The sequence below is a fragment of the Sutcliffiella horikoshii genome (assembly GCF_020524325.1).
Taxonomy (GTDB): Bacteria; Bacillota; Bacilli; order Bacillales; family Bacillaceae_I; genus Sutcliffiella_A; species Sutcliffiella_A horikoshii_D.
Map to the genome: position 1 here is coordinate 114,901 of NZ_JAIVKY010000001.1, position 24,469 is coordinate 139,369.

At 38.7% G+C, this 24,469-nt stretch carries 23 protein-coding genes and 1 pseudogene; 6 read left to right on the top strand and 18 right to left on the bottom strand.

Annotated features, from left to right (window positions below):
- Nucleotides 1-138: 138 nt before the first annotated feature.
- From LC091_RS00615 to LC091_RS00625, 3 genes are all read right to left on the bottom strand, one after another.
- Complete coding sequence (locus LC091_RS00615; RefSeq protein ID WP_226679794.1) at nucleotides 139-693, bottom strand: dihydrofolate reductase family protein; 555 nt, start codon at nucleotides 691-693, stop codon at nucleotides 139-141.
- A gap of 99 nt (nucleotides 694-792) precedes the next feature.
- Nucleotides 793-5,016, bottom strand: a complete 4,224-nt coding sequence (locus tag LC091_RS00620; protein ID WP_226679795.1) for a tetratricopeptide repeat protein — start codon at nucleotides 5,014-5,016, stop codon at nucleotides 793-795.
- Nucleotides 5,017-5,168: 152 nt separating this feature from the next.
- Nucleotides 5,169-5,702, bottom strand: coding sequence for a C40 family peptidase (locus LC091_RS00625; protein ID WP_226679796.1), 534 nt, complete (start codon nucleotides 5,700-5,702; stop codon nucleotides 5,169-5,171).
- Between the two features lie 181 nt (nucleotides 5,703-5,883).
- Between LC091_RS00625 and LC091_RS00630 the strand changes: the two genes are divergently transcribed.
- A complete protein-coding gene (locus LC091_RS00630; RefSeq protein WP_226679797.1) occupies nucleotides 5,884-6,186 on the top strand; it encodes a hypothetical protein in 303 nt (100 codons plus the stop codon).
- 30 nt (nucleotides 6,187-6,216) lie between these two features.
- Here LC091_RS00630 and LC091_RS00635 read toward each other — a convergent pair whose 3' ends face one another.
- The gene (locus LC091_RS00635) at nucleotides 6,217-7,512 is read right to left on the bottom strand and encodes an MFS transporter (RefSeq protein WP_226679798.1); all 1,296 of its coding nucleotides are present in this window, start codon (nucleotides 7,510-7,512) and stop codon (nucleotides 6,217-6,219) included.
- Nucleotides 7,513-7,650: 138 nt separating this feature from the next.
- Here LC091_RS00635 and LC091_RS00640 point away from each other — a divergent pair, with 138 nt between their 5' ends.
- Both LC091_RS00640 and LC091_RS00645 read left to right on the top strand, forming a co-directional pair.
- Nucleotides 7,651-8,361: a vanadium-dependent haloperoxidase gene (locus LC091_RS00640; protein ID WP_226679799.1), complete on the top strand. Its 711-nt coding sequence runs from the start codon at nucleotides 7,651-7,653 to the stop codon at nucleotides 8,359-8,361.
- A gap of 251 nt (nucleotides 8,362-8,612) precedes the next feature.
- On the top strand, nucleotides 8,613-8,921 hold the full coding sequence (locus LC091_RS00645) for a hypothetical protein (RefSeq protein ID WP_226679800.1): 309 nt from the start codon (nucleotides 8,613-8,615) through the stop codon (nucleotides 8,919-8,921).
- Nucleotides 8,922-9,040: 119 nt separating this feature from the next.
- On the opposite strand, the gene LC091_RS00650 is transcribed toward LC091_RS00645, so the two are convergent.
- The 12 genes and pseudogenes from LC091_RS00650 to LC091_RS00700 all read right to left on the bottom strand — a co-directional run bounded on the left by LC091_RS00650 (nucleotide 9,041) and on the right by LC091_RS00700 (nucleotide 20,714).
- Nucleotides 9,041-12,262 (bottom strand): hypothetical protein, encoded by a 3,222-nt coding sequence (locus tag LC091_RS00650; protein ID WP_226679801.1) that lies wholly within the window; start codon nucleotides 12,260-12,262, stop codon nucleotides 9,041-9,043.
- Between the two features lie 95 nt (nucleotides 12,263-12,357).
- Nucleotides 12,358-12,702 (bottom strand): YunG family protein, encoded by a 345-nt coding sequence (locus LC091_RS20590; RefSeq protein WP_455685170.1) that lies wholly within the window; start codon nucleotides 12,700-12,702, stop codon nucleotides 12,358-12,360.
- 30 nt (nucleotides 12,703-12,732) lie between these two features.
- A pseudogene (locus LC091_RS00655) lies at nucleotides 12,733-13,458 on the bottom strand (alpha/beta fold hydrolase); the annotation flags it as partial.
- Nucleotides 13,458-13,931, bottom strand: coding sequence for an NUDIX domain-containing protein (locus LC091_RS00660; RefSeq protein ID WP_226679802.1), 474 nt, complete (start codon nucleotides 13,929-13,931; stop codon nucleotides 13,458-13,460). The pseudogene LC091_RS00655 and the gene LC091_RS00660, both read right to left, overlap by 1 nt.
- Before the next feature lie 27 nt (nucleotides 13,932-13,958).
- Nucleotides 13,959-14,768 carry a protein phosphatase 2C domain-containing protein gene (locus LC091_RS00665; RefSeq protein ID WP_226679803.1) on the bottom strand — a complete coding sequence of 270 codons (810 nt, stop codon included), beginning with the start codon at nucleotides 14,766-14,768 and terminating at the stop codon, nucleotides 13,959-13,961.
- A 14-nt stretch (nucleotides 14,769-14,782) separates the two neighbouring features.
- Nucleotides 14,783-15,478, bottom strand: a complete 696-nt coding sequence (locus tag LC091_RS00670; protein WP_226679804.1) for a Type 1 glutamine amidotransferase-like domain-containing protein — start codon at nucleotides 15,476-15,478, stop codon at nucleotides 14,783-14,785.
- A 3-nt stretch (nucleotides 15,479-15,481) separates the two neighbouring features.
- The gene (locus LC091_RS00675; RefSeq protein WP_226679805.1) at nucleotides 15,482-16,063 is read right to left on the bottom strand and encodes a YdcF family protein; all 582 of its coding nucleotides are present in this window, start codon (nucleotides 16,061-16,063) and stop codon (nucleotides 15,482-15,484) included.
- Between the two features lie 218 nt (nucleotides 16,064-16,281).
- The gene (locus LC091_RS00680; RefSeq protein ID WP_226679806.1) at nucleotides 16,282-16,920 is read right to left on the bottom strand and encodes a Type 1 glutamine amidotransferase-like domain-containing protein; all 639 of its coding nucleotides are present in this window, start codon (nucleotides 16,918-16,920) and stop codon (nucleotides 16,282-16,284) included.
- 544 nt (nucleotides 16,921-17,464) lie between these two features.
- On the bottom strand, nucleotides 17,465-17,707 hold the full coding sequence (locus LC091_RS00685) for a hypothetical protein (protein WP_226679807.1): 243 nt from the start codon (nucleotides 17,705-17,707) through the stop codon (nucleotides 17,465-17,467).
- 431 nt (nucleotides 17,708-18,138) lie between these two features.
- Nucleotides 18,139-18,801, bottom strand: coding sequence for a CoA transferase subunit B (locus LC091_RS00690; protein WP_226679808.1), 663 nt, complete (start codon nucleotides 18,799-18,801; stop codon nucleotides 18,139-18,141).
- Nucleotides 18,802-18,819: 18 nt separating this feature from the next.
- Nucleotides 18,820-19,509 (bottom strand): CoA transferase subunit A, encoded by a 690-nt coding sequence (locus tag LC091_RS00695; RefSeq protein WP_010194325.1) that lies wholly within the window; start codon nucleotides 19,507-19,509, stop codon nucleotides 18,820-18,822.
- A 20-nt stretch (nucleotides 19,510-19,529) separates the two neighbouring features.
- A complete protein-coding gene (locus LC091_RS00700) occupies nucleotides 19,530-20,714 on the bottom strand; it encodes an acetyl-CoA C-acetyltransferase (protein WP_226679809.1) in 1,185 nt (394 codons plus the stop codon).
- A gap of 146 nt (nucleotides 20,715-20,860) precedes the next feature.
- Here LC091_RS00700 and LC091_RS00705 point away from each other — a divergent pair, with 146 nt between their 5' ends.
- From LC091_RS00705 to LC091_RS00710, 3 genes are all read left to right on the top strand, one after another.
- Nucleotides 20,861-21,781 carry a hydroxymethylglutaryl-CoA lyase gene (locus tag LC091_RS00705; protein ID WP_226679810.1) on the top strand — a complete coding sequence of 307 codons (921 nt, stop codon included), beginning with the start codon at nucleotides 20,861-20,863 and terminating at the stop codon, nucleotides 21,779-21,781.
- A gap of 55 nt (nucleotides 21,782-21,836) precedes the next feature.
- Entirely contained in the window at nucleotides 21,837-21,971 is a 135-nt protein-coding gene (locus LC091_RS20295; RefSeq protein ID WP_264179181.1) for a hypothetical protein, read from the top strand.
- A gap of 283 nt (nucleotides 21,972-22,254) precedes the next feature.
- Complete coding sequence (locus LC091_RS00710) at nucleotides 22,255-22,452, top strand: hypothetical protein (protein ID WP_319003620.1); 198 nt, start codon at nucleotides 22,255-22,257, stop codon at nucleotides 22,450-22,452.
- 124 nt (nucleotides 22,453-22,576) lie between these two features.
- Here LC091_RS00710 and LC091_RS00715 read toward each other — a convergent pair whose 3' ends face one another.
- Nucleotides 22,577-23,500 (bottom strand): aminoglycoside phosphotransferase family protein, encoded by a 924-nt coding sequence (locus LC091_RS00715; RefSeq protein WP_226679812.1) that lies wholly within the window; start codon nucleotides 23,498-23,500, stop codon nucleotides 22,577-22,579.
- A gap of 277 nt (nucleotides 23,501-23,777) precedes the next feature.
- Complete coding sequence (locus tag LC091_RS00720) at nucleotides 23,778-24,329, bottom strand: hypothetical protein (protein ID WP_226679813.1); 552 nt, start codon at nucleotides 24,327-24,329, stop codon at nucleotides 23,778-23,780.
- Between the last annotated feature and the right edge of the window lie 140 nt (nucleotides 24,330-24,469).

Consider the following 24,469-nt stretch of genomic DNA (forward strand, 5'->3'; position numbering starts at 1 on the left):
GAGATTAATGGTAGAAGGTTAGCCGGGAAATGTAGAAAGTCGCAATTTAATGGTCGAAGCGGACGCATTATTGGTGGAAACTCCTTTTTTCCTTTTTTCCAATCAAAAAATAAAAAAGCAGGTGCACCCTTTAAAGAGTTACACCTGCTTATCTTCGTCTCTAATCACTATATACCGATTTTGAACAAGTCCGGATGGGAATGATTTGCTCTCTACAAGCTCAAGCTTGTGTTCTCGTTCTGTTTCTTTAAATAATCTCACACCGTTCCCTATTAAGATTGGAATGGTGGAAATGACATATTCGTCAATAAGGTCTTGCATGACAAATTCTTTGATCACTTCCGCTCCTCCATCAACAAATATATTCTTTCCACTATTTGAACGAATGATATTAATTAACTCTTTTACATCTCCTGAATAGTATTCAACATAATCATCCGAGCCTTTTTTAGAATTGGAAAGAACATATGTCTTTCTTTCCTTGTGGGGAAATTCGATCCCAAATGACAACACTTTCTCATACGTTCTCCTCCCCATGATTACCGTGTCCACACTTTCTACAAACTCCATATAACCGTAATCTTCGCCAGGAGCATCTACCACAGAAAGCCAGCTTATGTCATCATCTTTTTTTGCTATAAATCCGTCCACACTTTGCGCTATGTATACAATTACTTTTCTTGAGTACTTCACAATCTTCACTCCTATAAAAATACATTTAATTCATTGATAATAGCATCTATAGAAAACAGGAACAAGCACCGCAATATGCTTTGTTCCTGTTTTTAACCATTATTGCCCTGACACTTCCAAAGGAAACATACCCGCTTCCTTTAAAGGTTCCAGGTCTTCATCATCCAAAGACATTTCAATGAAGATTCCATCCTCATCCGCTTCGAACACTTCAGCCAAGATAGCGGCTGATTCCTCAAATCTACCCAATAACGACAGATAGCATGCCCGATTATAAAGTAGCATTGCCTCTTCGCTTTCCAATGCTAATGCCGTATCCACCATATCTAATGCCGCTTGGAATTCGCCATTCAACCTTAAGGCAATACTTGCTTCATTCAATATTTGAGCGTCTTCGGGAGCAATTTCTAATGCTTTCCAGATCGTTTCTTTTGCTTCTATTACGCGATTGGTTTCTCTGTAAAGGAGTGCTAGTTGCAAGTAAGCCACAGGATCTGTTGAGTCTACTTCGATTACTTGCCTATAGACTGATTCCGCTTCTTCCGTCTTACCTTGTAGTTTCAGCACATAACCATATTGAGACAAATACCTTGGAGCGTTTTCTTCGGACAGACAACGTTCCACCAACTCTTTAGCTTGAAACAGTAGTTGTTGTTGTTTTTTCTCAGAAGCTTCTTCTTCCAGGTATTCAAGTATGGTAGAAGTCAGTTGGTAAGCAACATCAACTTCCCAATGATGTTTCAGGAATTTATCATACGATTTGATGGCATCTGTTTTCATGTCCAGCTGCAGGTAAACATCTGCCAGCCAGAAGATCGCTGTGACATTTTCCTTATCATTCTTCAGCGCGTTTTCGTAAAGACTTATCAGCACACCAAAGTCTACACTTGCTTTGCCGAAATTCTTCAGTTTCTTGAACCAATTTCGTTCAGACAAATCGTATTCTTCGTTTTCCCTTCTCGCCATAAGCACTTTGTCAAAAGCTGCTGCTGTGAACATGCTGACTTTACTTTTTTCTTGAATAGACATGTTAAGTCGATTTATGACCTTTTCCAACGTAAGCATGGAACCCGCATTTATATGGATCTCTACCAAAAGTTCATACAAATTGCGATCTTCTGTATCCTTACATATTAATGGCAGGATCGCTTTCTTCGCTTCCACATACTTCTTTTTCCTATTCAGGATTTTTATTTGATGTAGTAAGAGTGGAGTCTCATTAGGTTCCAAAGCAAGGGCTTTCAACACAACCTCCTCTTCTTGTCCAAACTCTCCCATTGCTCCATACACATATCCAAGGCTGTCATACACAAAGGAAGCATTTCTATCATTAAATTGACTTTCTAACTCCTCTTTCAATTCCACCAATTCTTTTTCCTTTAAAAGTGAAGCGAAATACTCGATATTTATGGCATATGGGTTAAGATCGAACGCCTTACGGATGTGAAACCGTTCTTGGACCTTATGATTCAGTCGCTGACAGATATCAGCAATGTTAATATGGGCCTGAACGTGAGTGGGATCAAGTTCAAGAACGGTTTTATAAAATTTTCTCGCTTCTTTATCTTCTCCTAGCTTAACCAAGATTTCACCTAAACGGTAAAGCGGGAGTATTTCGTAGGCCTTGGAAAGACCCAATTCATAGTATTCCTTCGCTTGGTACCATAACCCGCTACTTTCATACAAACAACCTATATAAGTTGGATAGAGATAGTTTTCCATGTCTTCTTCGTGTTTGGACTGCAAGAACTGAATCCCTCTATCGTTATAAGGCGTATCTTCAATCAGGTTGACATACAGTTCTAGTGCGTCCCCGATATTGGCGGGAGCACAGTTGATTCCTTTTTCAAATAAAGAAAGTGCCTGTTCCAAATGTCCTGTTGAAGCATCCATGGCAAGGGCTGCTTCCCACATATATTTTCCTGCATTCACTAAATACTCACTATCATCCTGAAATCTTTCAAAATGTTCATTCAGCCAAGCGTACGCGTCATTAAATTTCCCTTCTTCTTTTAATAGATGACCAATATTCACCCAGCCTGACGGATCCTCCGGGTACTTCTCTGTTGCACGCAAGTATAGAACTTTTGCTTTCTCATACTCTTTCTGGCGCTCGTAGAAGTCACCGAGCTCGAGAAGTAAAAGAATTGCTTCCTCGGTTTGTATCAACCCTTCATGTAAAAGGGATTCCACCTTTTCTGGTTGCATATAGACAAATTCGTACAGTTGGGCAAGATCTCGATATGGTACGGCTATTTCCGGATCGAGTGAAATGGCTGTCCTGAATCCTCTTTCTGCATGACGGTACCGCTCTAGTTCCTTGTCACATCTTGCTCTTTCAAACCAGGCATGACCGTGGGATTTTACTTCCTTCAAGACAGAACTGAATTGTTCTCTTGCCTCTGTATAAAACTTATTATCAAACAAAATCATACCATGGTTGATTCTGGTGAATGTGTCCAAATTGTTAATATCCATTGCAATTGTCGAGTATTTAAGAGCCTGTTCATCCATGCCTTGAAAGGAAGTGGAAAGAGCAAGGTAAGACCACAGAACGAAGTCATCCGCTTCGAACGTGATTCCTTTTTGGAAGCACTGTGATGCCTCAACCTGTTCGTTCTTTTCGTAATAGATTCTTCCTTTTAAATACCAGTAGGCAGATTGATAATAATGAGGTTTTACATATTGTAGGTACTCTTCTGCATGCTCCCATTTTTTTATGCGAACATAGGCCATAGCGATAATAAGATATTTATATTCTTTTTCAAAATTAGACTGTTCGATAACGGCTGCTGCTTGTGATAGCAGTTCTTCCTCACCTTGTTTGGCAAGGAACTTCAAGAAGCTTGCAGCGACAATTATGTTTGTTATGTTTTCCCGAATAAAGGATTTATCCTCCTCGGCAAAATCATCATTACAGTTTTCACCGAGCACTTGTATCCTAGCAGCAATTTCATGTTCATTTTCATCTAAAAAATGGAGAGAGTCTTCCTGTTGTGATGGTACGACTGCAATGGCCAACGAGTGACTATTACTGAATTCTTCATGGAACTTTTCATATTCCAAATAGACGACATCCGTCAGGTTTGGATCCTGAATAAGCAGACACTGTAAATTATCATCATAGCCAACCACAACTTGTACATGAGAGGAAGTAGGATATTCCAAGCTCATGATGACAGAAATGCCAGTGTGCAGCATCTGTTTAATCATCTCTACATTGCTATAAAAGTATTTGCTAGTATATCCCCTCTCTTTCAAGAAAGAGATAGCTTTAGAGATACTAGAACCTGAAACTGTAAAAATGGATTCCGCCACTTCCTCTTGAGAAACGTGTTGGTCATATATGCTGAACACCATCTCAAGACTCGCTGGTACACAGTAGTTGCTTTTTTGGATGGTAGGTTTGTACCTCTTCATTAGTATAGATTCATTATTTAAGGATTCTGGTAGATGTTTAAATTGGGACTGGGTAGCTAGCTTTTCGTGATCTTCCAGAAAAAGACGTAAACTTAAAATATCTTGTTGATGGTATAAGCTTTCTGCCACCCACAGGCTGTTAAGGGTCTGATAGCTATGAAAAGGACTAAGCTCTTGAAGTTCCTGGACCGTCTTTCTCAGCTCGGACCACTCTTTCGTTTTATAAAGATACCGCAATTTTTCCATTTGCAGCCTTGGAAAATCAGGATATTTTTCCATGGCGCGGTCCAAAAACCCTTTTGCTTCCTCCCAATTCCCCTGAAGCATATAATGCCTGATCAACATTCCGAAGGCATAGGCCTCGTCTTTCTTATCCTGTAGTCCTTCAAGGAGTTGCTTCACTCCTTTCTCCCACTCACCCTTTTGGAGATAATAATAGCCCCATCGGGTTTTCATCGAATCCGTTGTCAATTCTTCACACTTTGACATATAGTTATAAGCTGCTTGGTACCGCCTCATTTTGATACAGGCAATAGCAAGGTTATACACGATTTTTTCTTCTTCCTTAATGGTAATGTCTTTGTATAATAACTCTAGTAGCAAGTCCTCTGCTTGGATAAGCTCTCCTTGGTCAATCAATTCTTCACAGTACCAGATGGTAGATGTTACTGTTTTCTTTTTTCTATAATTTGCTCTTATTAACATTCCCGAAACATCATCCATCAGAGCCAGGTCCATTATCTGTAAAATTGGTCTCAACTCATCATCAGATAACGATAGAACTTCCCGGAACGCAGACAACCTTGGCTTCTTTGTATATTCGGTGTAACTAACCATAAATAGTTGTAGTGCAGCTTTATAATTAGTTTCTTCTAATAATTGTGCCAACTGTTTAATATTCATTATGAATTCTCCTCAAATCCCATTCGAAATTTTCACATAACTAGATTAAATATACGATGATTCTATTCTCTTTACCATCTATTTTTTGTAGGGAAAATGACCCGAAATGAAAAGAAAAAGATTGCCGAATATAGGCAATCTCCCTGCTAATCTCATCCGCTCTTTTTAAAACTCCCTTTTTCGACCAGGGAATCTTTAACACTATATATGGAAGAGACGAATTCTATTCGTTCTGACCTCATGATATCTATCGGTGTAACATCTCCTGTAACCAGATCTTCCACCAAATCTATACCAATATGCTGAAATGCTTTGTCAATTATTTCGGAACAAATGTAACGATCCTGTTCATGAATAATGATGTTCCAACGAAAATAACGTTTCACACATAATGAAATAAGCCGCCACCAATCATACCCTTTTGAGGTAGATACCTTTTTATGAAGAAAATGCAGGAGATCTTTTTGTTGGTCTTCCGTCAAGTTCACTTTTAGTCTATATAAGTCGTATTCTTTATATGGATTTTTCATGATCTCCATTTTACGATATAAATCTACTTCACAAATTTGCTCTTCATCCACTGCTATGGTCACATGGGTGTATTCAGATTTCAGAAAAAAACGGATAAAAGGACTGAAATTGCAATTTCCTTTCACAAAGAGTAAATCACCAACTGCCATTTTCATCTTTCCACCCCATTATCTATAAAATCAGGTAAAATATCCCTATATGTATCTACCTTATTATATAACAATTCTCATGACTTTTTTACTAATTATTCAAATTTTTTCTTTAAAAAGAACGAGTTGGTTCCAAAGATGAATTAGATTATAATGAGAGTACTAGAATTAAAGGAGTTAAAAGGTAATGGAGAAAAAAGATTTGGAACAAGCAATCATACAAAACTACCAAAAAGAAGAAAATATGATGATATTGGTCTTCGCACAATGGTGTATCAACCAAGACCTCGATCCATTTACACTTTATACGAAGGCATACCCTAATCAGGCAAATAATCCCGCACTTGCTCAAGCCTTGGAACTGACCGTATCCAAAGAAGAGGCGGGAGATATCTCAAACGATACAGTGCTCGGGGTATTAGCTATGTTTGGTAATGATGACTTAGCTTTTGTGGTATCTGAGGAGATAGCAAAGATAAAAGGGAATTAATAAAAAACGGCGTTTGCAGGCTATTTCTGCTTACGCCGTTTTTTTATTTTTATCCTGTTTGAGAGCTACGTTATCTCTACTTACCCAGATAATTAAAGGTAATAATAACAGAGATAAGAGCCCGCCACCTATAGAGAGCATGGCATAACTGGTTTGGGCTACTATCATACCTGACATCATTCCACCAGTAGCACCAGATAATGCGACCAGCACATCCATGGAACCTTGGACCTTTGCTCGTGTGGAAGGAGTCGTGGCATCCACAATCGTTGCCGTGCCACTTATCAAACCGAAATTCCAACCTAAACCTAGTAGTGCCAATGCCAAAATTAATACGACTAAACTATCACCGGGAGCTGTCGCGGCAACAATACCCGCTAGGAGCAGAGTTACACCCGCTGCTGAAGCCATAGCGGTACGTCCGACCTTATCGACCAAAGCCCCAGTAACTAATGAAGGGAGATACATGGCACCAATATGAATCCCGATTACAAGCCCTATAGCATCCAGCCCATGTCCATGATGACCCATATGAATCGGAGTCATCGTCATAATTGCAACCATTACCATCTGAGTTAACACCATGACAGATCCACCAACGATGATTCCTCGGTTATTCTTTACAGGAGTTGGGTTTGTTGTGTTATCTGAATCTATCCTTTTCTCATTTTCCAACGCATTAGAAACCAATAAAGGATCTGGTCTCATGAAGACTAGTAATACCAGCCCAGCCGTAAGGAATGCTGCCGCTCCTAAAATAAATGGCCCCGCTAATGATGGGACACCCATTGAGACTGCAAAATCTCCCATCACTCCAATTAGGTTAGGTCCCGCAACTGCCCCAAGTGTAGTCGAAACTAGTGCAATACTGATTGCTTTACCCCGTTGTTTGGCAGATGCCAAATCTGTTCCGGCATATCTTGCTTGAAGATTGGATGCCGTACCAGCACCGTAAAAAAGAAGCGAGAAAAACAGCAACCACACATTATTGGTGACAGCTGCAAACACTACCCCTAAGGCACTCATTCCACCGGTTAGGAAACCTCCGGCCAAACCAATCCGGCGACCGAATCTTTGCGATACACGACCAATCAAGTAAGCCGCTCCTGCTGAACCTAACGTCAATAAAGCTACAGGAACACCAGAATAAGCATCTGTCCCAAGCATATCTTGAGCCAGCAAAGCACCTACCGTAATTCCTGCTGCAAGACCTGCGCCACCAAATATTTGGGAGAAAACGACAATCATAAGTGTCCGTCGAAATAATTGTTGTATTTTTTCAGGGGAAACGCTAATCTCCTCCGAAGTTCTTTCATGGACTTTCATTTTACTCTCCCCTTCATTAATTAAAAGACATTTCTTCCTATTTTAGCATGCATACCTAAGGTCAGCTTATAATTTTTAACATATATTTGATGGATTAATCATAAAAAATTTAGAAGAACATTATGAGGGGTTGACATTATGCGGACAGAATACAGACGATGGTCCCAATATCCATATCAAGGAGAGCAAACTCCCCCAGTTGGAAATCCTAATGCTGGCTTTTGGCCGATGTTTTTCATAAGACGCGAGGGAGCCAATAGATTTCGAGATCCTTTCGGAAAGGAAATAACTTGGCAAATAAAAGACCCTTTATCAATAGATTGGAACAGCGAACTACAGATTGTAGAACAAACGATGAGTACCCTAACTCCACAACAGATTCAAAGCGCACAATATTGGGCTACCGGTGAAATTGCAGAGAGATTTTCCACCATGCTATATGATTTTGCTGAGCAATATCCGATGGGATCACCAAACTGTGCCCGCATGCAAGGATTTTTCCATGCAACCATGAATGACGTTTTTGTAGTTTGTTGGTATTTAAAGTATTTATGGGATGTTGCCCGCCCCAATCAATATGGGAGAAATATTAGAAAGATCATGGAAACACCAAGATTTCCTGCATACCCCTCTGCACACGCAAGCATAGCAGGAGCGGCTCAAGAAATAATGACGTACTATTTTCCTCAAGAACAAGCCCGAATAAAATCTACTACAGAGGCTTCTGCTCAATCCCGATTGTATGCAGGCGTTCATTTTAAAGTGGATAATGATGAAGGTTTACGACTTGGCAGACAAATTGGCAGAATGGTAGTGGAAGTGTTGAAGGTTCAGAATGTGAAGCAGTAAAGTAGTTGATATTTTCGTTTTTATGAAACTTTTTACCCTTTTCATCGTAAAGAATTATTATGAAAACACTTTTAACTTTAATTTAAGTGCAAAATTGTCTTCATTGTCCTAATGAAGACAATTTGAGCTTAAAATTCTAATCCAAAATGTCTTCATCCGCCTTATGAAGACACTTTGAGCTGTAGTTTCAGGCCTAAATTGACTTTATTCAGTTTCCCCTTAAAAAACACACTCTACAAGGAGCAAAATTCATGGCAAAACTAACAATGAAGCGCTTAATGAATTTATTGGGCGTAGTAATCTTTTTAAGCATGATCATCATGGCCATTACTAACCCATTAACTATAGATCCAAACTTAGGAATCTTTCAAACTGATAAGGCTGTTATGAAAGGTAAAAGGTTGTACGAGTTTGCAATCTTTTTACTAGTTTCAAGCGTCACTTATTTTCTCCTAGTTCATTTATACTTTTTAACTCCAAAAGGACGAAAGGTATTTTTCATTATTCTTTCTATCTTAGCCATCGCGGCCCCAATGGTTGCTTTCTATCTCGAAGGGTGATTACTTGTTGAATCACCTTTTTTGTCTGTTTAAGTAATCTATTTTTATAGATAACCAGAAGAAGTGGAGGCATCCTTCCATCCTCCACTCCTATCTATTGCATGGTATATCTGTGTAACCTATTCCACTTCAGAAAACAGCTTCTGAATCCTATAGTATGACTGTTTCAAGCGTTCATGATAAGTTGGCATTTCCCATTTTCCCCAAGCATATATGAAGTAATCCTCTTGCCTGCTCTTTCCATTTACTGTTTTCGGAAGACTATCTACAACATTTCCATTGGAATTGGACACGGCAATTGCACCTATTCGAATTCCATCAACCCATGCACTGCTATTCAACCCATCATCTGTCCACATATCCCCCATCACTTCTAGTTGACCTGGATCCTTTACATTGAGCAACGCCCATGGAATACGAACTTCTAACAAGCCTTCCTCCTCATTTAAATGAAAATCTGTTAAAGAGTCGAAGTTTTCTTCGTTCGGATTGGAATTACCAGAACGTAATATACCAGTTTCATAGCTGTCAAACGGAACAAGCTGTTCTTCGCCATTCTCATCTTTATACGTTAATTCTTTGTTTAAAGTTAACCTGATCGGATGAAAAATACCATTATCTTTTTTGTTTGCATACTCCTGCTTCTCTATCATCCCTAGCTTATGGCCATACATGTAGTAGTAACTATCATAATAACTATCTACAAGCATTCTAGCTTTTTTTCCATTCTCCACTTGTAGAAGGAAGTCTATGCCTTCCGTGATATAATCAGACCCAGGTACCACCTTTGACTGCCCCTGGTTATCCAATACATTAAACAATAAAGACATCTCATGTTCTTTAAATTTATCCGCCTTCAACTTTATATATAAAAATCCTTCATCATGTGTTACTTGCATCTCTTTTATGATGGAAGAAGGGCTGTAAAGTGATTTTTGGTCTAAAGCTTTCCAGTCCTCTTCTTTTCCGTCAATTATTATCTTTTGATTATTGCCGGGTTCAAATGTCAACATCCCGAACATCTGCTCATTTGTCTGGACGTTTTTCCAGTAAGGTCGCTGGTCGGGGTTATCGAAATCCATCGTATTCCAAGTCCGTTTGAACCATTCGTCATGCCATGAAAAGATTAATCCACCTGCCATTTTTTCTTCTACGATATCTTCAAAGAGATGAGATAAAATCTCTCCCTGCTCTTCTTCTGTATGACCGCCCTGGTCCCATCCATAAATATTATTATGAGTATTTCCTCTTGAAGATGGAATGCCAAATTCAGCAACTAATAGCGGCATGCTGTGTGCTTCTTTCATATGCTGTAAATACCCTGCGTAATTGTTTTTCTCTCCACGATGGTCAATATATTCCACATACCGTTTTTCAAAATTAAGGAAGTCCGGATAGTATGGATAGATGTGGTAGGAAGCGAACATACCTGCTTCAAACTCATCTTTCGAAAATATTAAATTAGGATTGACGCTTACAAGATCCTCTTCTTCTGAAGGTTCTGATGGGTGATTAAGCAAATCGGTCGTCACCCAGTTTGTGAAGCTCATTGGCCTCTGCCATTGATAAGTCTCCTGTTCATAGTCAATCGTATACTCCATCATTTCTGCAAGCCACACTTCAAATGGCTGAGCGCTTTTTGTGAAGAGGAATTCACCATTAAACTCATGCATACCTGAATGTTTCCTGTTTGTATTCAGTACTACTTGCGGATCCCACTCTACCCCGAGGACCCATCCGAGTACATAGGGTGAAACATCTGCGGTGTAATTTCCATGCGCATGACCTGGACGCTCTTCTAGAACTGCATCTCCATGAATTAAATCAACGGTTCTTTGGATTTCTTCTTTAAAATCTTTGACATTTTCCTTTGCAAAAGCATCATTTGATTCAAGGAAAATCTCTTCATTTATCCAGATGCCATGAAACAGATAGATGGGTTCCTCTTGCATGCGATTGTATTCAGCCAAAGCCTCATAAAAATGAGGCGGATGAATCGTATAAATACGTATAGCATTAGCATTCATTTCACCAATTTGCTTAAACCAACGTAAGTACTCTTGCTTCGTAATAGCTGTTTCACCAGGCCATGTACCTGGTTTTGCTATTCCCATGTTAACCCCTTTAATCAGAAAATCTTCCCATTTTCCCTCTTTTTGTATTTGCAAATAATCTTTGCCTGCTCTGCCTGGAATATAGGATTCCCCTACAAGATTAGTAGTTAATTCCTTTTTTACAGTGCTCTTATTTTTCTGTTGCTGCATAATTTCACTCATCATAGGATGATACACTCTCCAATAAAAGGATTTTAGATCATCTTTATTCCTTGACTGCCATTTCTTTAGTGCCGTATATCCTTTAGCCTGGTAAAGGGATGGGAGTTCTGCCTGATCAGCGAAATCACCTGAGAAATAGTAGCTTTCATAAGTAGGATTTACATGATGGAGGACGGCCGGAAATTTTATGGGTATCCCCTTTTCTTTTAATTTTTCTTCTCCTTCGTTTGTTAAAGAAAGGGAGAAGGATGCAAGCACCTCATCATCTTCTTTGGGTACGATAATATCAAACCAATAGTGATAGGCTGCTCTATCCTGTAGATTAAAGTGTTCTTTGCCATTTTGCGTAAATTCAAACATTACATGTTGTTTTTCCATATCTTCCTCTGTCAAGACTAAGAGCTGATTGCTATCGTGAACGAAAACCATCCCTTTACCGCTAAAATCCCACTCTTCCCCATACTGCTCAAGATAATTCTTTTTTGCCCAGACAGGTACTTCCTCCCCTTCTAGCTCTGTAAAGAATCTCCCTATCCATCCTGTCCACTCTAAATTATACAGTTGGTAAAATGACTCTTTTACCTCTTCTGGAGTAGGACTTCCAAATGTGTTAAACTCTCCAATTAAGGTTGTACCGTTCTTAAAAACAGCTTCTTTTATATAGTCTACATCCTCAGATGTCATGCCCCCGTATATGAGTTCTGAACGTTGCCCTTGAACATTACCTGTTGTGATATCCTCTTCATATACACCGTATCCATCTGCTATATAGATGACATCGTGCACTTTATTTTCAGGATATGATCTAACTTTGTTAGCCACATCACTTTGTGGGTCATATCCAACATAATCTGTATGCAGCGTATAATTTCCTCCGTCTGGTTTACGGATTTTTTGCTGGTTAAGTAACCACGTTAGTCCTATATGTTCCCGGTAAGAATCATCTGGAACCGTTTTATCGACAATCAACACATCAAGTGATGTAGAAGGCTTAAGTAGCCATCCTATTACTGGTGAACAAAAACCAAGAATTACTAACAGTATTAATATTACCCACAGCCACATTTTTTTCTTTTCCGTCATTCAAATGCACCGACTTTTAAATGGGGATTGATAGTGTTTTTTTCGCACATAGTCATATTAATAATCTCCTAAGCTCTTTATCTATTTATCTGGTATGACAACACATTTTGCTTTAACGTAAGATATTGTTCCAAGTTTGTATCCTGAAATGCTTCTGCTCTGTTAGAAGGAATATCGGAGTAATGAACTCCTTTATCAAATTGAGAGGATGTATAGTCATAACGAATACCATCTACCTTGTTATAGAAATGCCAACCTTTAGGCATCAAAGTCTTAACAATTTCCCCTCCCAAAAAGTCTTGAACTACTAATGCGGTTACTCCACATTGTCCTTTAGCAGGATTCTCAGGGCACCACTTTGAACTTGTGGTTTTCGACCAAGATTCAAAAAGAACATCTATCAAATTTTTCTCGTTTATCATTATCCTATTGTTGGAATAATTAATGTTTGATAAGGATTTGATATGTCTTACAAGTATGTTAATTACCAACTGCGGTTCATCATTCTGAATGTAATGAGCACTATTTTCAGCGACTACAAATTCACCATTTGTCGTGAATTTCAGAATCTCCTTTTGCATCTTGTTCCATAAGGCTTGGGATTCCTTGGAATAGTGATCTTTTTTCCCTGCTGACAAAACAATAGTTGGTGTGTCTGAAACTCTATTGCTTTTTTGAAGATGTTTTAAACTTCCCATAAATTCAAGGAAATTCCCTTCACGAGTGAACTGTTTTTTATAGGCCTCTTTAAATCCTTCAGACATCGTCGGTAGAAATCTTTCTGGGTATTCTTCTGGTGTAGAATCTATCAAAACTAACCCAGCTACTTCCTCGGGGTACAAATTATTGAATAAACGCATGTTGACACCACCAAATGAATGACCTACAAGAATATAGGGTGGCAAGACGTTCTTACTCTTTAAGAGTTCTCTTAATTCCTCTACCATAAATAAGCTGGTCCTGGGATTAGAGCTTCTCTCGCTTTTCCCAAGGCCAGCTCTGTCATATAAAATAACCTGAGTTAATTTAGAGATTGCAGGATAGATGGATTCCCAAGCTTTCGAATAGTCTCCATATCCAGCATCCATGATGACAGTGGGAAATCCATTTATTTCTCCATAAATTTTACAATTCAAGTGAAAAGTTTTTTTAGTCCTGATTGAATATTCTTCATTCATTAAAGGTATTCCTCCAACTGGTGTTCTTCTATGATTTCAACATTTCGTTTATTCTCCACGTATTTAAGAATGTGTTCTCTGATATTCGGATACAGAATCACCTTATCCAATTCAGTTAATGAAACCCATCTCACTCCTGTCTGATTAGGATCTGGGTTAGCCGGTATTCTTGGAGTACAGCCGTCTTTTATGTTACATTCAAACATTAATCCTAAGGAGTGGGTGTCACCGAACTTGTTGCTATTTAAGTGAGGGGCATATTCATAAACAAATGCCAATGGGCCAACTTCCACATCAATGGACGCTTCCTCTTTAGCTTCTCTTTTTACAGCTTCCTTTAGCGTTTCACCTGGCTGAGTTCCACCAGCGGGTAAATTATAATGCAAACCATTTTCGTCATTAAATTCAATCAATAAAATAGAATCGTTCTTTATAATCAATGCGCCAGCTCTTACTCTAATATGAAATGACATGTATGTAGTACCTACCTTTTTTTTCGTTCACTTTAAATCACTTGGAATGGTCGCCACTTTATCGTTTTGTATTATCCAGGAAACAACCGTTGTACTGTCCCGTACGTTTTTTAATTGAATATCTTCTAGTAGTTTCCTTACTCCTACTGCACAAGTATCGACATCCTGAAACACTCGGTAAATATTTTTTGACTCACTATATGAAGTATTAGGACATTCAACTAACCCATCAGTGGTCATGAAAATATGATTTTCACCAGTTCGCAGTTCCTTTACACCCGTGCTATAACAGGGAACGTCCTTGTGAAAGGTACTTTCTTTACCCACCCATTCATAAAAGCTGCGTTGGTTCTGTTGGTATTCACCTAACTGCTCCAGTTCACTGTGATGCAGTAGCAGCAAGCAATCTCCTATTGAAAACCACCATAAATATTTGTCTTTTCGAAATGCAAACAAACAGGCTGTTTCTCCCTGAACATTCTCACACTCCTGTATGAAACTCTCGCTTTGAAAGATATCCAATACCAAGTCACTTAAACTTGCAAATAATTCTTTTACTGGAAATGTAAAAGTGTCTAGAAACCTTTGCTCGTTCTTTTCAATTGTTGAAATAACCAACTCTGCACTTTCCGCTGTAAAATGGGCATCTAGTAAAATCACGAACTCCCAATCTAGTTTATCATCACACCAGATTAAACACCCATCTTCATTTTTGTATTGTCCTGCGCTGGAATTCCCACCAAACCGACCGAGAACGATCTTTTCTCCCACTGTCATTACACTAATTTCGTCCACAAAATGTTTCTTGCTCCCTACCCAACTCAGTTTGTTTACCACTGTTGCATCCCCTCTTAACTCCCTAAATACTTTGTTGGAAGCTCTTCTTCCATAAGTTTTTTCTCGAAATAAACGTTGTATGCTTTTGCACTTGGCCTTGAGCTAACAATGTGCTCAAGTTTATTGTTCACATAATGGAGCGCAACACCATCATCAGTTGCAATACCTGGAATAATGTTTCCACTTGCCACCATTTCTTTATAGGTTGGTCTCCTTTTTACTTCCCCATCATAATGAGGACAATTGCTTCCTTCTATGAAACCCAAGCACTGAATAGGTTCTAATACATCACCAAAAGAGTCCGTCACACCTTCTTGAAACCAACATATGGACCCTGCACTAATACCGGCAAGTAAGACACCTTTGTCATATGCCTTTTTCAGCATGAGGTCTAGCCCCCAAGCTCTCCAAAGTATTAATAGATTTCGAGTGTTGCCACCTCCGACATATATGATATCTTTTTCTAATAAAAATGTTTCAAAATCTCTCGTAGGCGGGGTAAATAGAGAAAGATGGGATGGTTCACATTCTAGCTTCTCAAAGAACTGATAAAACCTAGCAATATAATTATCCGCGTCACCGCTCGCAGTGGGAATAAAGCATATTTTAGGTGTAGATTTACCTGATTGTTGGAGAATATAGCGATCTAACAGAGGGTTCTCCGGTTCCATGGAAAAGCCTCCTCCACCGAGGGCGATTAACTGTTTCATGTTCTATTGTCTCCTCTCTTTTAATTCTTGTATGTTGTTCCACACAGGAATGATTTCACCGAAATATGTACCAATCTTCTTAACTTCATCCATTACACGTTTTATACCTACTTCTGTTAAAAACCAGTTATCCTTCGTTATTCCATATCTATCAACACACGGTGAGATGAGAAATTCACAATCTTTTGGGAATATAGCTTGATAGCATAATAATGAACGTCGAGCATGCCCTGCTTTACAAACTACGATCGCTTTTTTCGGAACTATATTGTTCCTATGAAGAACTTTTAACGAAAAGCGAGCATTTTCCAATGTATGTTGTGCCTTGTCTTCTTTTAAAATTGCATCTTCAGGTATTTCATTTTCTATGGCTATATTTCGTAAATACTCCCACTCAGTCATTCCAACATGTGGTTTATATCCGCCAGATGGTAGAACATAAGGAGCCATTCCTTGCTTATACAAATCTGCAGCCCTCTCCATTAATGGAGGATGATCGGCACCTGGAACCAATATTACATCTGCTGGAGATACTGGCGTTTCCACAAATATAAATTCAGTAATACTATCATACGGATTAACCATCTAAATAAACTCCTTTTAAATTCTTTAGAGTTCGGTACTCACTTTTCACTAAAAACCTCACTGTATATATTAACATAAAATTCCATAACCATTAGATATATTGTCTGTGTATTTAGAAAATAAAACTTGTATTTAACATACAAAAATAACCCAGCGCAAAAATGAACTGAGTTAAAATTCATATATTTTGCAAGACCTTACTCAACAATAGCCCTAGTTTATTGAACAAAAAGATAATTATCACCCTCACTTTCTTTAAGATTTCCATCTATAAAATACAAACCTTCCTCATCGTCAATTCCATAACCTTTAGGGACCCCAAGTTTAGACATTGCAATTTTTAGATTCTTCTCTTCGTTCCATTCAGTAAAATGCACACAAACAACACATTCTTTAATCAATCCTAACCCTTTAAGATAAAGATGTTTGCCTTCAGAATTATCTATCGGAGGGATTACACAATTTTCAGGACTGATTAATGCACCTGCTGAAAATCCTGCTATTGGTACACCTTGTTCATACATTCTTTTTAACTGATGCCCTATTTCAGTATCTACAATATATTTACGATATAGCTCCGTTTCGCCTCCACCAATTATTACTCCTGTGCAAGAATTCAATTTTTCAAGATTTATATCTATATTATGCTCTGATAAAGGTATATAAACAAAATCGGAAATCCCATTTTGTTCTAACTCATTTGTATATCTTGGCATATATTGCTCCCATCCATCTCGCAGCACAAATAAGATAGCTACCTTTCCTTTTCCGCTCATTGCAAGTTCTGAGAACCTCTTTCCAAGATGACTAGAAAAAGGTGGACTTCCCCCAAATAAAAATAAATGACTATTAATCATCTTTTCCCCTCAATTCAATTATCTATTAAACACTTTCATTATTCTGTTTTTCGCAATTCCAATAGAAATTATTACAAAAAAATAATAACCCTTACTAAACCATCCTGCCCTATAACGGAATAACGCTTACATAGAATCTTGCTTTATTTTAACATAAAATTCCACTAATTTTAACATAAAATTCCACTAAACCTTTATAAAATTAGTTAAGCTATTTGAATTTGCATCACAAGGTACAGGTGTATTTTCCGTCATACAATGGCCTATTGTTTTTTTCGCAAATAGGGGTACAAATTCAGCTGTCCCCCCCTATATATGACTGGAAAGCCTTTGATATAAACAACAAAAATTGCCTATCAAATTCTTACAAACTGATAGGCAATTTATATTTGCGATAGGTAATGGAACCCGATACATTTTTCAATGCTTATTCTTGGATATTTGTACTTAAGGAGATTTACATTCTAGTGGCGTGGCGTAGAAATTAGGGGTTGATTATAAGCTTATCTCGAGGAGACTTTAAACTTCTGTGTTTTTCTCTAACCTATTGACTAAATTCCAATTTGGCGTTTTTCTCAATAAGAAGATCTGAATCAAATTTAAACGAGTCGAGTCTTTCATTTGTGAAGTTAAGTCGTAAATCAATCTTTTTCATGTCACGTCGGTATTCATCTTTATATTGTTTGAACTCAACTTTAAGCGTATCTACATCACTCTTCAACGTGGTAATGTCTGCTTTCATCTCATTGATTCCTTGCAATATTTGTTTTAACAGTTCATTTTCCACTTTAGATCACCTCCCTTTACCTTATTATAGCATGATTATTAATAAGCATGTACAAATCATTGTCTTTTTATAGGCAAAAAGACCCGAGTGTAACTTTCAGAATAATACAAGATTAAATGAACATAGTTTTTTATAAGGAGATATTTCCACCTATTTAATACACAAGCTTCAACTAAGGGGCTGACTGCTTTGTACAAGAATAAAAATAAACAATTGATCATATTTTTAGGTGTTTTGCTATTACTATTCATTGTTGTAAATGTTGTCCGGCACGTTCGGATTTATGTTGTTTATAGTTCAGGTGTCGGTCCATTCTTTATAGGAGGACTAATATTTTTGGTGATCGTTGTTCTTTATGTTAGAAGGTAAAGAGATAGATACAACTAAAAAACAGGAAGGATTCCTGCTCCCTCCTGTTTATGTTATAAATTTTAAAAAGCCTCAAGTTTCACGTGCTCATCCACAATCAGCGTTGGTTCAGTCGTATTCTGGATATCCTCCACAGTAAAGCCGCTTGCCACTTCCACAAGCTTCAAGCCCTGTTCCGTTACATCCATTACTGCACGGTCTGTGATAATACGATCTACTACACCTTTTCCGGTCAAAGGCAATGTGCACTCTTTTAAAATTTTCGCTTCTCCTGCTTTATTTACGTGGTCCATAATCACAATGATTCGCTCGGCACCATGCACAAGGTCCATCGCACCGCCCATGCCTTTGATCATTTTGCCTGGAATCATCCAGTTGGCAAGGTCACCATTTTCGCTTACTTCCATGCCACCCAAAATTGCGATGTTAACATGCCCACCACGAATCATGGCAAAGGACTCTGCACTGTCAAAATAAGCTGCTCCAGGGATAGCCGTTACGGTTTCTTTTCCGGCATTGATTAGATCCGCATCCACATTCTCTTTTGTCGGGTATGGCCCAATACCTAAAAGGCCGTTTTCTGATTGCAAGACTACCTGTTTGTTATCGGATATGTAATTCGCCACAAGAGTGGGCATTCCGATTCCAAGGTTCACATAGTAGCCGTTCTCGATTTCTTTTTCTGCTCTTTTTGCTATTTTTTCGCGGTTATTTATATTTGTCATCGTTTGTTCCCCTCCTTGCTAGTCTCTTGTGGTAACACGTTCGATTTTCTTTTCTTGCTGACCTACGATTAGTCGTTGAACATAGATGCTTGGTGTCTGAATCAGGTTTGGATCCAAGTCTCCAATCTCTACAAGCTCTTCCACTTCCGCAATGGTCACTTTGCCAGCTGCAGCAATCATTGGATTAAAATTTCGAGCCGTTTTGTTGTAAATGAGGTTCCCCATTTTATCGGCCTTGGTTGCTCTCACTAAACTAAAATCGGCGCTGTAAGCTTCTTCAAGCAAGTATTCTTTCCCGTTGAATTCACGGACTTCCTTGCCTTCCGCAATTGGTGTCCCCACTCCCGCCGGTGTGTAGAATGCAGGGATACCCGCTCCGCCAGCTCTTATTTTTTCCGCAAGTGTTCCTTGTGGTGTTAGCTCTACTTCTAGCTCGCCAGACAATACCTGACGTTCGAATTCTTTGTTTTCGCCAACATACGAACCAATCATTTTCTTAATTTGTTTGTTTTTCAATAGAAGTCCAAGACCCCATTCATCAACACCGCAGTTATTGGAAATGACCGTTAAATCTTTTACTCCTGTTTCCACAAGGGCAAGAATTAAGTTTTCCGGTATGCCGCATAATCCAAATCCACCGACCATGATGGTAGCCCCATCATGAATGTCTTTTACTGCTTCTGTAAAGGATGTATAAATTGGTTTCATCTTAAGTTGCACCTCTCTCTTTATATGTTTTCTACAATGGTTGCGACACCTTGTCCGCCGCCGATACATAATGTAGCAAGTCCTTTTTTCGCTTCACGGCGTTTCATTTCATGGATAAGTGTCACTAAAATTCTAGTTCCGCTTGCACCAATCGGGTGACCTAAGGCAATGGCACCACCATTAACATTTAACTTTTCAGGATCGAACTGCAATTCCCTTCCGACTGCAAGTGCCTGAGCTGCAAAAGCTTCATTTGCTTCTACGAGGTCCATATCCTCCATGGACTGTCCGCCTTTTTCCATCGCTTTTTTCACGGCAGTGACAGGACCGATTCCCATAATGCTTGGATCTACCCCACTGCTTGCATTGGCAACGATTTTTACAAGCGGTTTGATACCAAGTTCATCCGCTTTCTCCTTGCTCATTACCACGACAGCCGCAGCTCCGTCATTTATTCCGGATGCGTTACCAGCTGTAACAGAACCATCCTTTTTAAAAGCAGGACGCAAGCCGCCAAGCTTTTCTGCTGTGGTTCCTTTTCTAGGATATTCGTCTGTATCTATCGTCAGAATTTCTTTTTTCTTTTTCACTTCTACTGGAACAATCTCGTCTTTGAACTTGCCGTCTTCGATTGCTTGAACTGCTTTCTGTTGGCTGTTTGCAGCAAATTCATCCTGTTCTTCTCGTGTTAATTCATATTTCGTGCAGAGGTTTTCCGCTGTCACTCCCATATGGTAATCGTTGAATGCACAAGTTAATCCATCCGCCACCATGGTGTCGACTAACTTCTGATCGCCCATTTTGAAACCGTCACGAGCACCTTTCAATAAGTAAGGAGCCTGAGACATATTTTCCATTCCACCTGCCACGACAATATCTGCATCTCCAGCAAGGATGGCTTGTGTTGCAAGGTGAACTGCTTTCAGTCCCGATCCGCAAACTTTATTGATTGTCATGGAGGACACTTCTTGTGGAAGTCCTGCTGCCATCGCTGCTTGTCTTGCCGGATTTTGGCCAAGCCCCGCCTGCAAAACATTTCCCATTATTACTTCATCTACACTATCTGGTGCAAGCCCGGCTTTTGCGAGCGCTTCTTTAATTACAACTGATCCTAACTGTGGAGCGGAAACATCTTTAAATGCCCCACCAAAACTTCCAATCGCTGTTCTGACAGCGCTTACAATAACTACTTCTTTATTCGACATAATTTCCTCTCCTCTCGACTGATTAATTTCTAGATTCATGTCGAAAATCCTTCTTTTTTTATAAAATTTCTATTATTCTTGCTTTTAGTACCCTCTATTCCATAGAATTAAGGATGGGAGAAATTATTCGTGAAGGGGGAACAACGGTGAATTTGCCTTCTAAAGCAACCATTATCGAAGTAGGTCCGCGTGATGGATTACAAAACTTAAAAACATTTGTACCGACGGATGCGAAAATTGAATTTATTACAGAATTAAAAAAAGCAGGTATTCCGGAGATGGAGCTAACCTCCTTTGTCTCTCCAAGGTGGGTACCACAAATGTCAGACGCCGCAACTATCATTGAAAGTTGTAATGATAGTGAGACTAGAAATTTTGTGTTGGTACCAAACCAGAAAGGCATTGAGAGATTAAAAAGCACGTCATGTAAAAATGCCGCTGTGTTTGTAGGGGTAAGCGATACGTTTAACAAGAAAAATATTAATAAAACTACCGAGGAAAGCTTGGTCGAATTGGAACCTTTAGTAAGAGAATTAAAAGATCAGGGATACTTTGTGCGTGCGTGTATTTCAACTTCGTTTTATTGTCCTTATGAAGGAAAAGTAGCAATGGAGGATGTAGTAACTTTATGTAAGCGCTTTGTTGCTTTTGGTGTGGATGAGTTGAGCGTTGCAGATACAATCGGAATGGCGAATCCAAAGGAATCTTTTCAGCTCTTCTCTGTTTTGAAAGAGGAACTTGAAGATGTAATGATAACCGCCCATTTCCATAACACTCGTGGTATGGCTTTGACTAATATATTTGCCGCCCTTCAAGCTGGTGTGGACCGTTTTGACACGTCAGCAGGAGGGCTTGGTGGATGTCCGTTTGCACCGGGAGCATCAGGAAATGTGGCAACAGAGGATGTTGTCTATATGCTCGAACAAATGGGCATTGAAACAGGGATCAATTTGAAGCGTGTTGTTAGAGCATTGGAGAATCTCTTGCCTCATTTGGATAAACAATATGAAAGTCAATATTATAAGCTTGTACAAGTCAATGGAACCGCTGTCCCTCCAGGTGTATAAATTTCCGCTTCCTTACTCACATTAAATAGGGAGAATAAGGAAGGGAGAGACTTAAATGTCCAAGCATAATAACCATAATGGTCCCAGCCAAAAGGGGCAGCCTAACGCTGAGAGCGTGAAACAGGTTGTATCTGCTGAAGAAGTGGAACGCGCGAGCCACCCGACAAAGCGTCAGAATTCGGAGCAATAATCATAGTTTTTTGATGGAAACTGCAGAGGTGCAGTTTCTTTCTTTTGGTATGAAGCCCGGTTCCTTAAATTCATGTTAACAGTGTCCTCATTGAACTCCTATGAAGCCCGGTATCCCGGAATTATTGCAATTTTTGTCCTCATTCTATTCATTTAGTAGTCCTGGTTAAATAAGGTCTAAAACAAAGTATCCAAACATATTTTGTAAAAAGTGTTATAAGAGCGAGCTCCTATAACCCATTCTAAATGAAACAGGTGAGATCTCTATGTATTTCGTTTATTTTATGGAAAATAAGAACGTTGTATTAAGTCAGTACCGGAAAGAGCTGCCGAACGTGGATGAGGAATTGAAGATAAAGGGAAGAAAAGGGACTGTCCTTAGTGTTAGTCATCTTGATGACAGACACATTAATGTACATGTTGCATTGGAAAAAGTAGTGAAGAAAGGATTTGTGGACTTATCGAAAAAGAAGAAGAAATAGTTAGGGCAAAGAGGTTCTTCAATTGAAGAACCTCTTTTTTGATTCTATTAGATAGAAGTACCTTCCAAACATGCCAAAATGTCTTATAGAAGCGTTCTAGTTGAACGGAGCACCTCTCAAACTTTCAAAACTGTCTTATAGAACCTATCTCCCTATACCATTGAGGAATATTCTCCCTAAAATCATCATGATCCCTCATCACATCCATGGCATATCGGGACAATAGTTCATACTGATCTTCTCCCATTTTCTTACCCCACACGAATGATGAAACTACATGCATGGCACTATAAAGAGCAAATAGCTTCCAAAATTCCTCACTAATTTCCTCTCCTCCATTATATCCATCAATGGCACCAATGGAAAAAGGGACACTTACCTTTATTCCAAAAAAGCCAAGTTTCTGTAAATAATGTATGGGATCCCCCCAGTCCATCCTCTGAAAATCAATAAACCCATTGAATTCTTTCCCATCTACAATGAGATTGCAAGGGTGAAAATCATCATGCTGGAATCTATTAGGACGGCCTTCCATTAAGTAATCATTTGTTTCTATATAGTTTATGAGTTTACTTATAAGCACGGTGTCTATATCTTCTAGTAGCTTTAATTCTTCTATGTATTTATCACTTTTTCTTTTCTTATGTATGTTCCATGGTTCGGTTCCTTCCGGAGCAGGATACTCATGTAGTTTTTTCAGCTCATTCCCCGCCTGAAACCCAACAAGAAATTGCTCCCTCTCTGTCAAATTACTTAACTCCTCTTCCCCATCTCTACCTGGCAGATATGTTAATACCATATAAGCCAATCCTAAGCTTTCCTGTTCACCAAATTCGATTGCTTTTGGCACCAAATCAGAGAGCAATGATAACTTATTAATTGTTTCAAATTCTCTCCTTCTACGATCTGCATCTTCTATTGGAAAAAGACGCATAAGGTATTTTTCATCAACCACAAACTTCTGGTCGTTGGAAAAACCTTTGGTAAGCTGTTGTATATTATTCGCTTCTCTCAAGTACAGAATTTCTTGCTCTATAACTTTAACCAATTTACCACATCCCCCTTAATTACTTATGAACATTAAATTATCCCTCATAACTTTATCTAGGTCCATGTTATTGATAAAAATTCAACACTATAATTAGAACCTTAACCAAAACTTATCACTCCTATGTTATAATTAATTGAAAATTATGAACTCTAATTATAATAAACGAGGTGTCTAAACTTTGGCTGCTCTACTTACATTATTAGGTGACATTTTCGCTGCAATTGCTACTTCTTTTACACGCAACAAGGAAAAGAAGGAGAAAGAATAATTCCCCTTATTCTTCCTCCCACTCTAAATCCCTCTCTAACTCTTTGATCGTCTTTAAATGATCCTTGTCGCTCACTATTTGATAATAATCATCAATATACTCTTTTCCTACTGTAATCTGATAGTTGCCCGTTTCAATCAAATTATCCTTTTGATTCGATACCAACAAATTTAGCACATACTCCGCTCCGCCTGGTTCCTTGTTGATATCCCTTTTTAACTCAAGACCTGACAAGTCTTTCAATATCTTTTGAATCGTCTCCTCTTCTTCTATCAGGATCCGTTCCTTGTATGTATATATACCTCTCTCTAATACAACCTTTCTTATTTCCAAATGCCGTATCTCACTATCCTCATGAATTTCTTCAAGAACCGCAGCGTCAGATGTAGTGGAAATCACTTGGTCATACAGATAGTATCCTCCTACAAGTATCACCAGAACTACAGAAATTGGTCCGAACCGACTTTTGCGAAGTAGTAGCTTTGCTGCACCGACAAGTAATACTCCAAAAACAACTAAACTAAAAAGAAACTTTAAGGTAAGAACACTGTCAACCATCCAAACTCCCCTTTTTACTTCATTTTCTAATAATCTATAACAATTTTAACATAAAATTACATATACTTTTTATTTTATAGCTCTTTCGTCTGATATTGCCTTCTGCATAATATGGGAGTAAAATTATCCTAAAAATAATT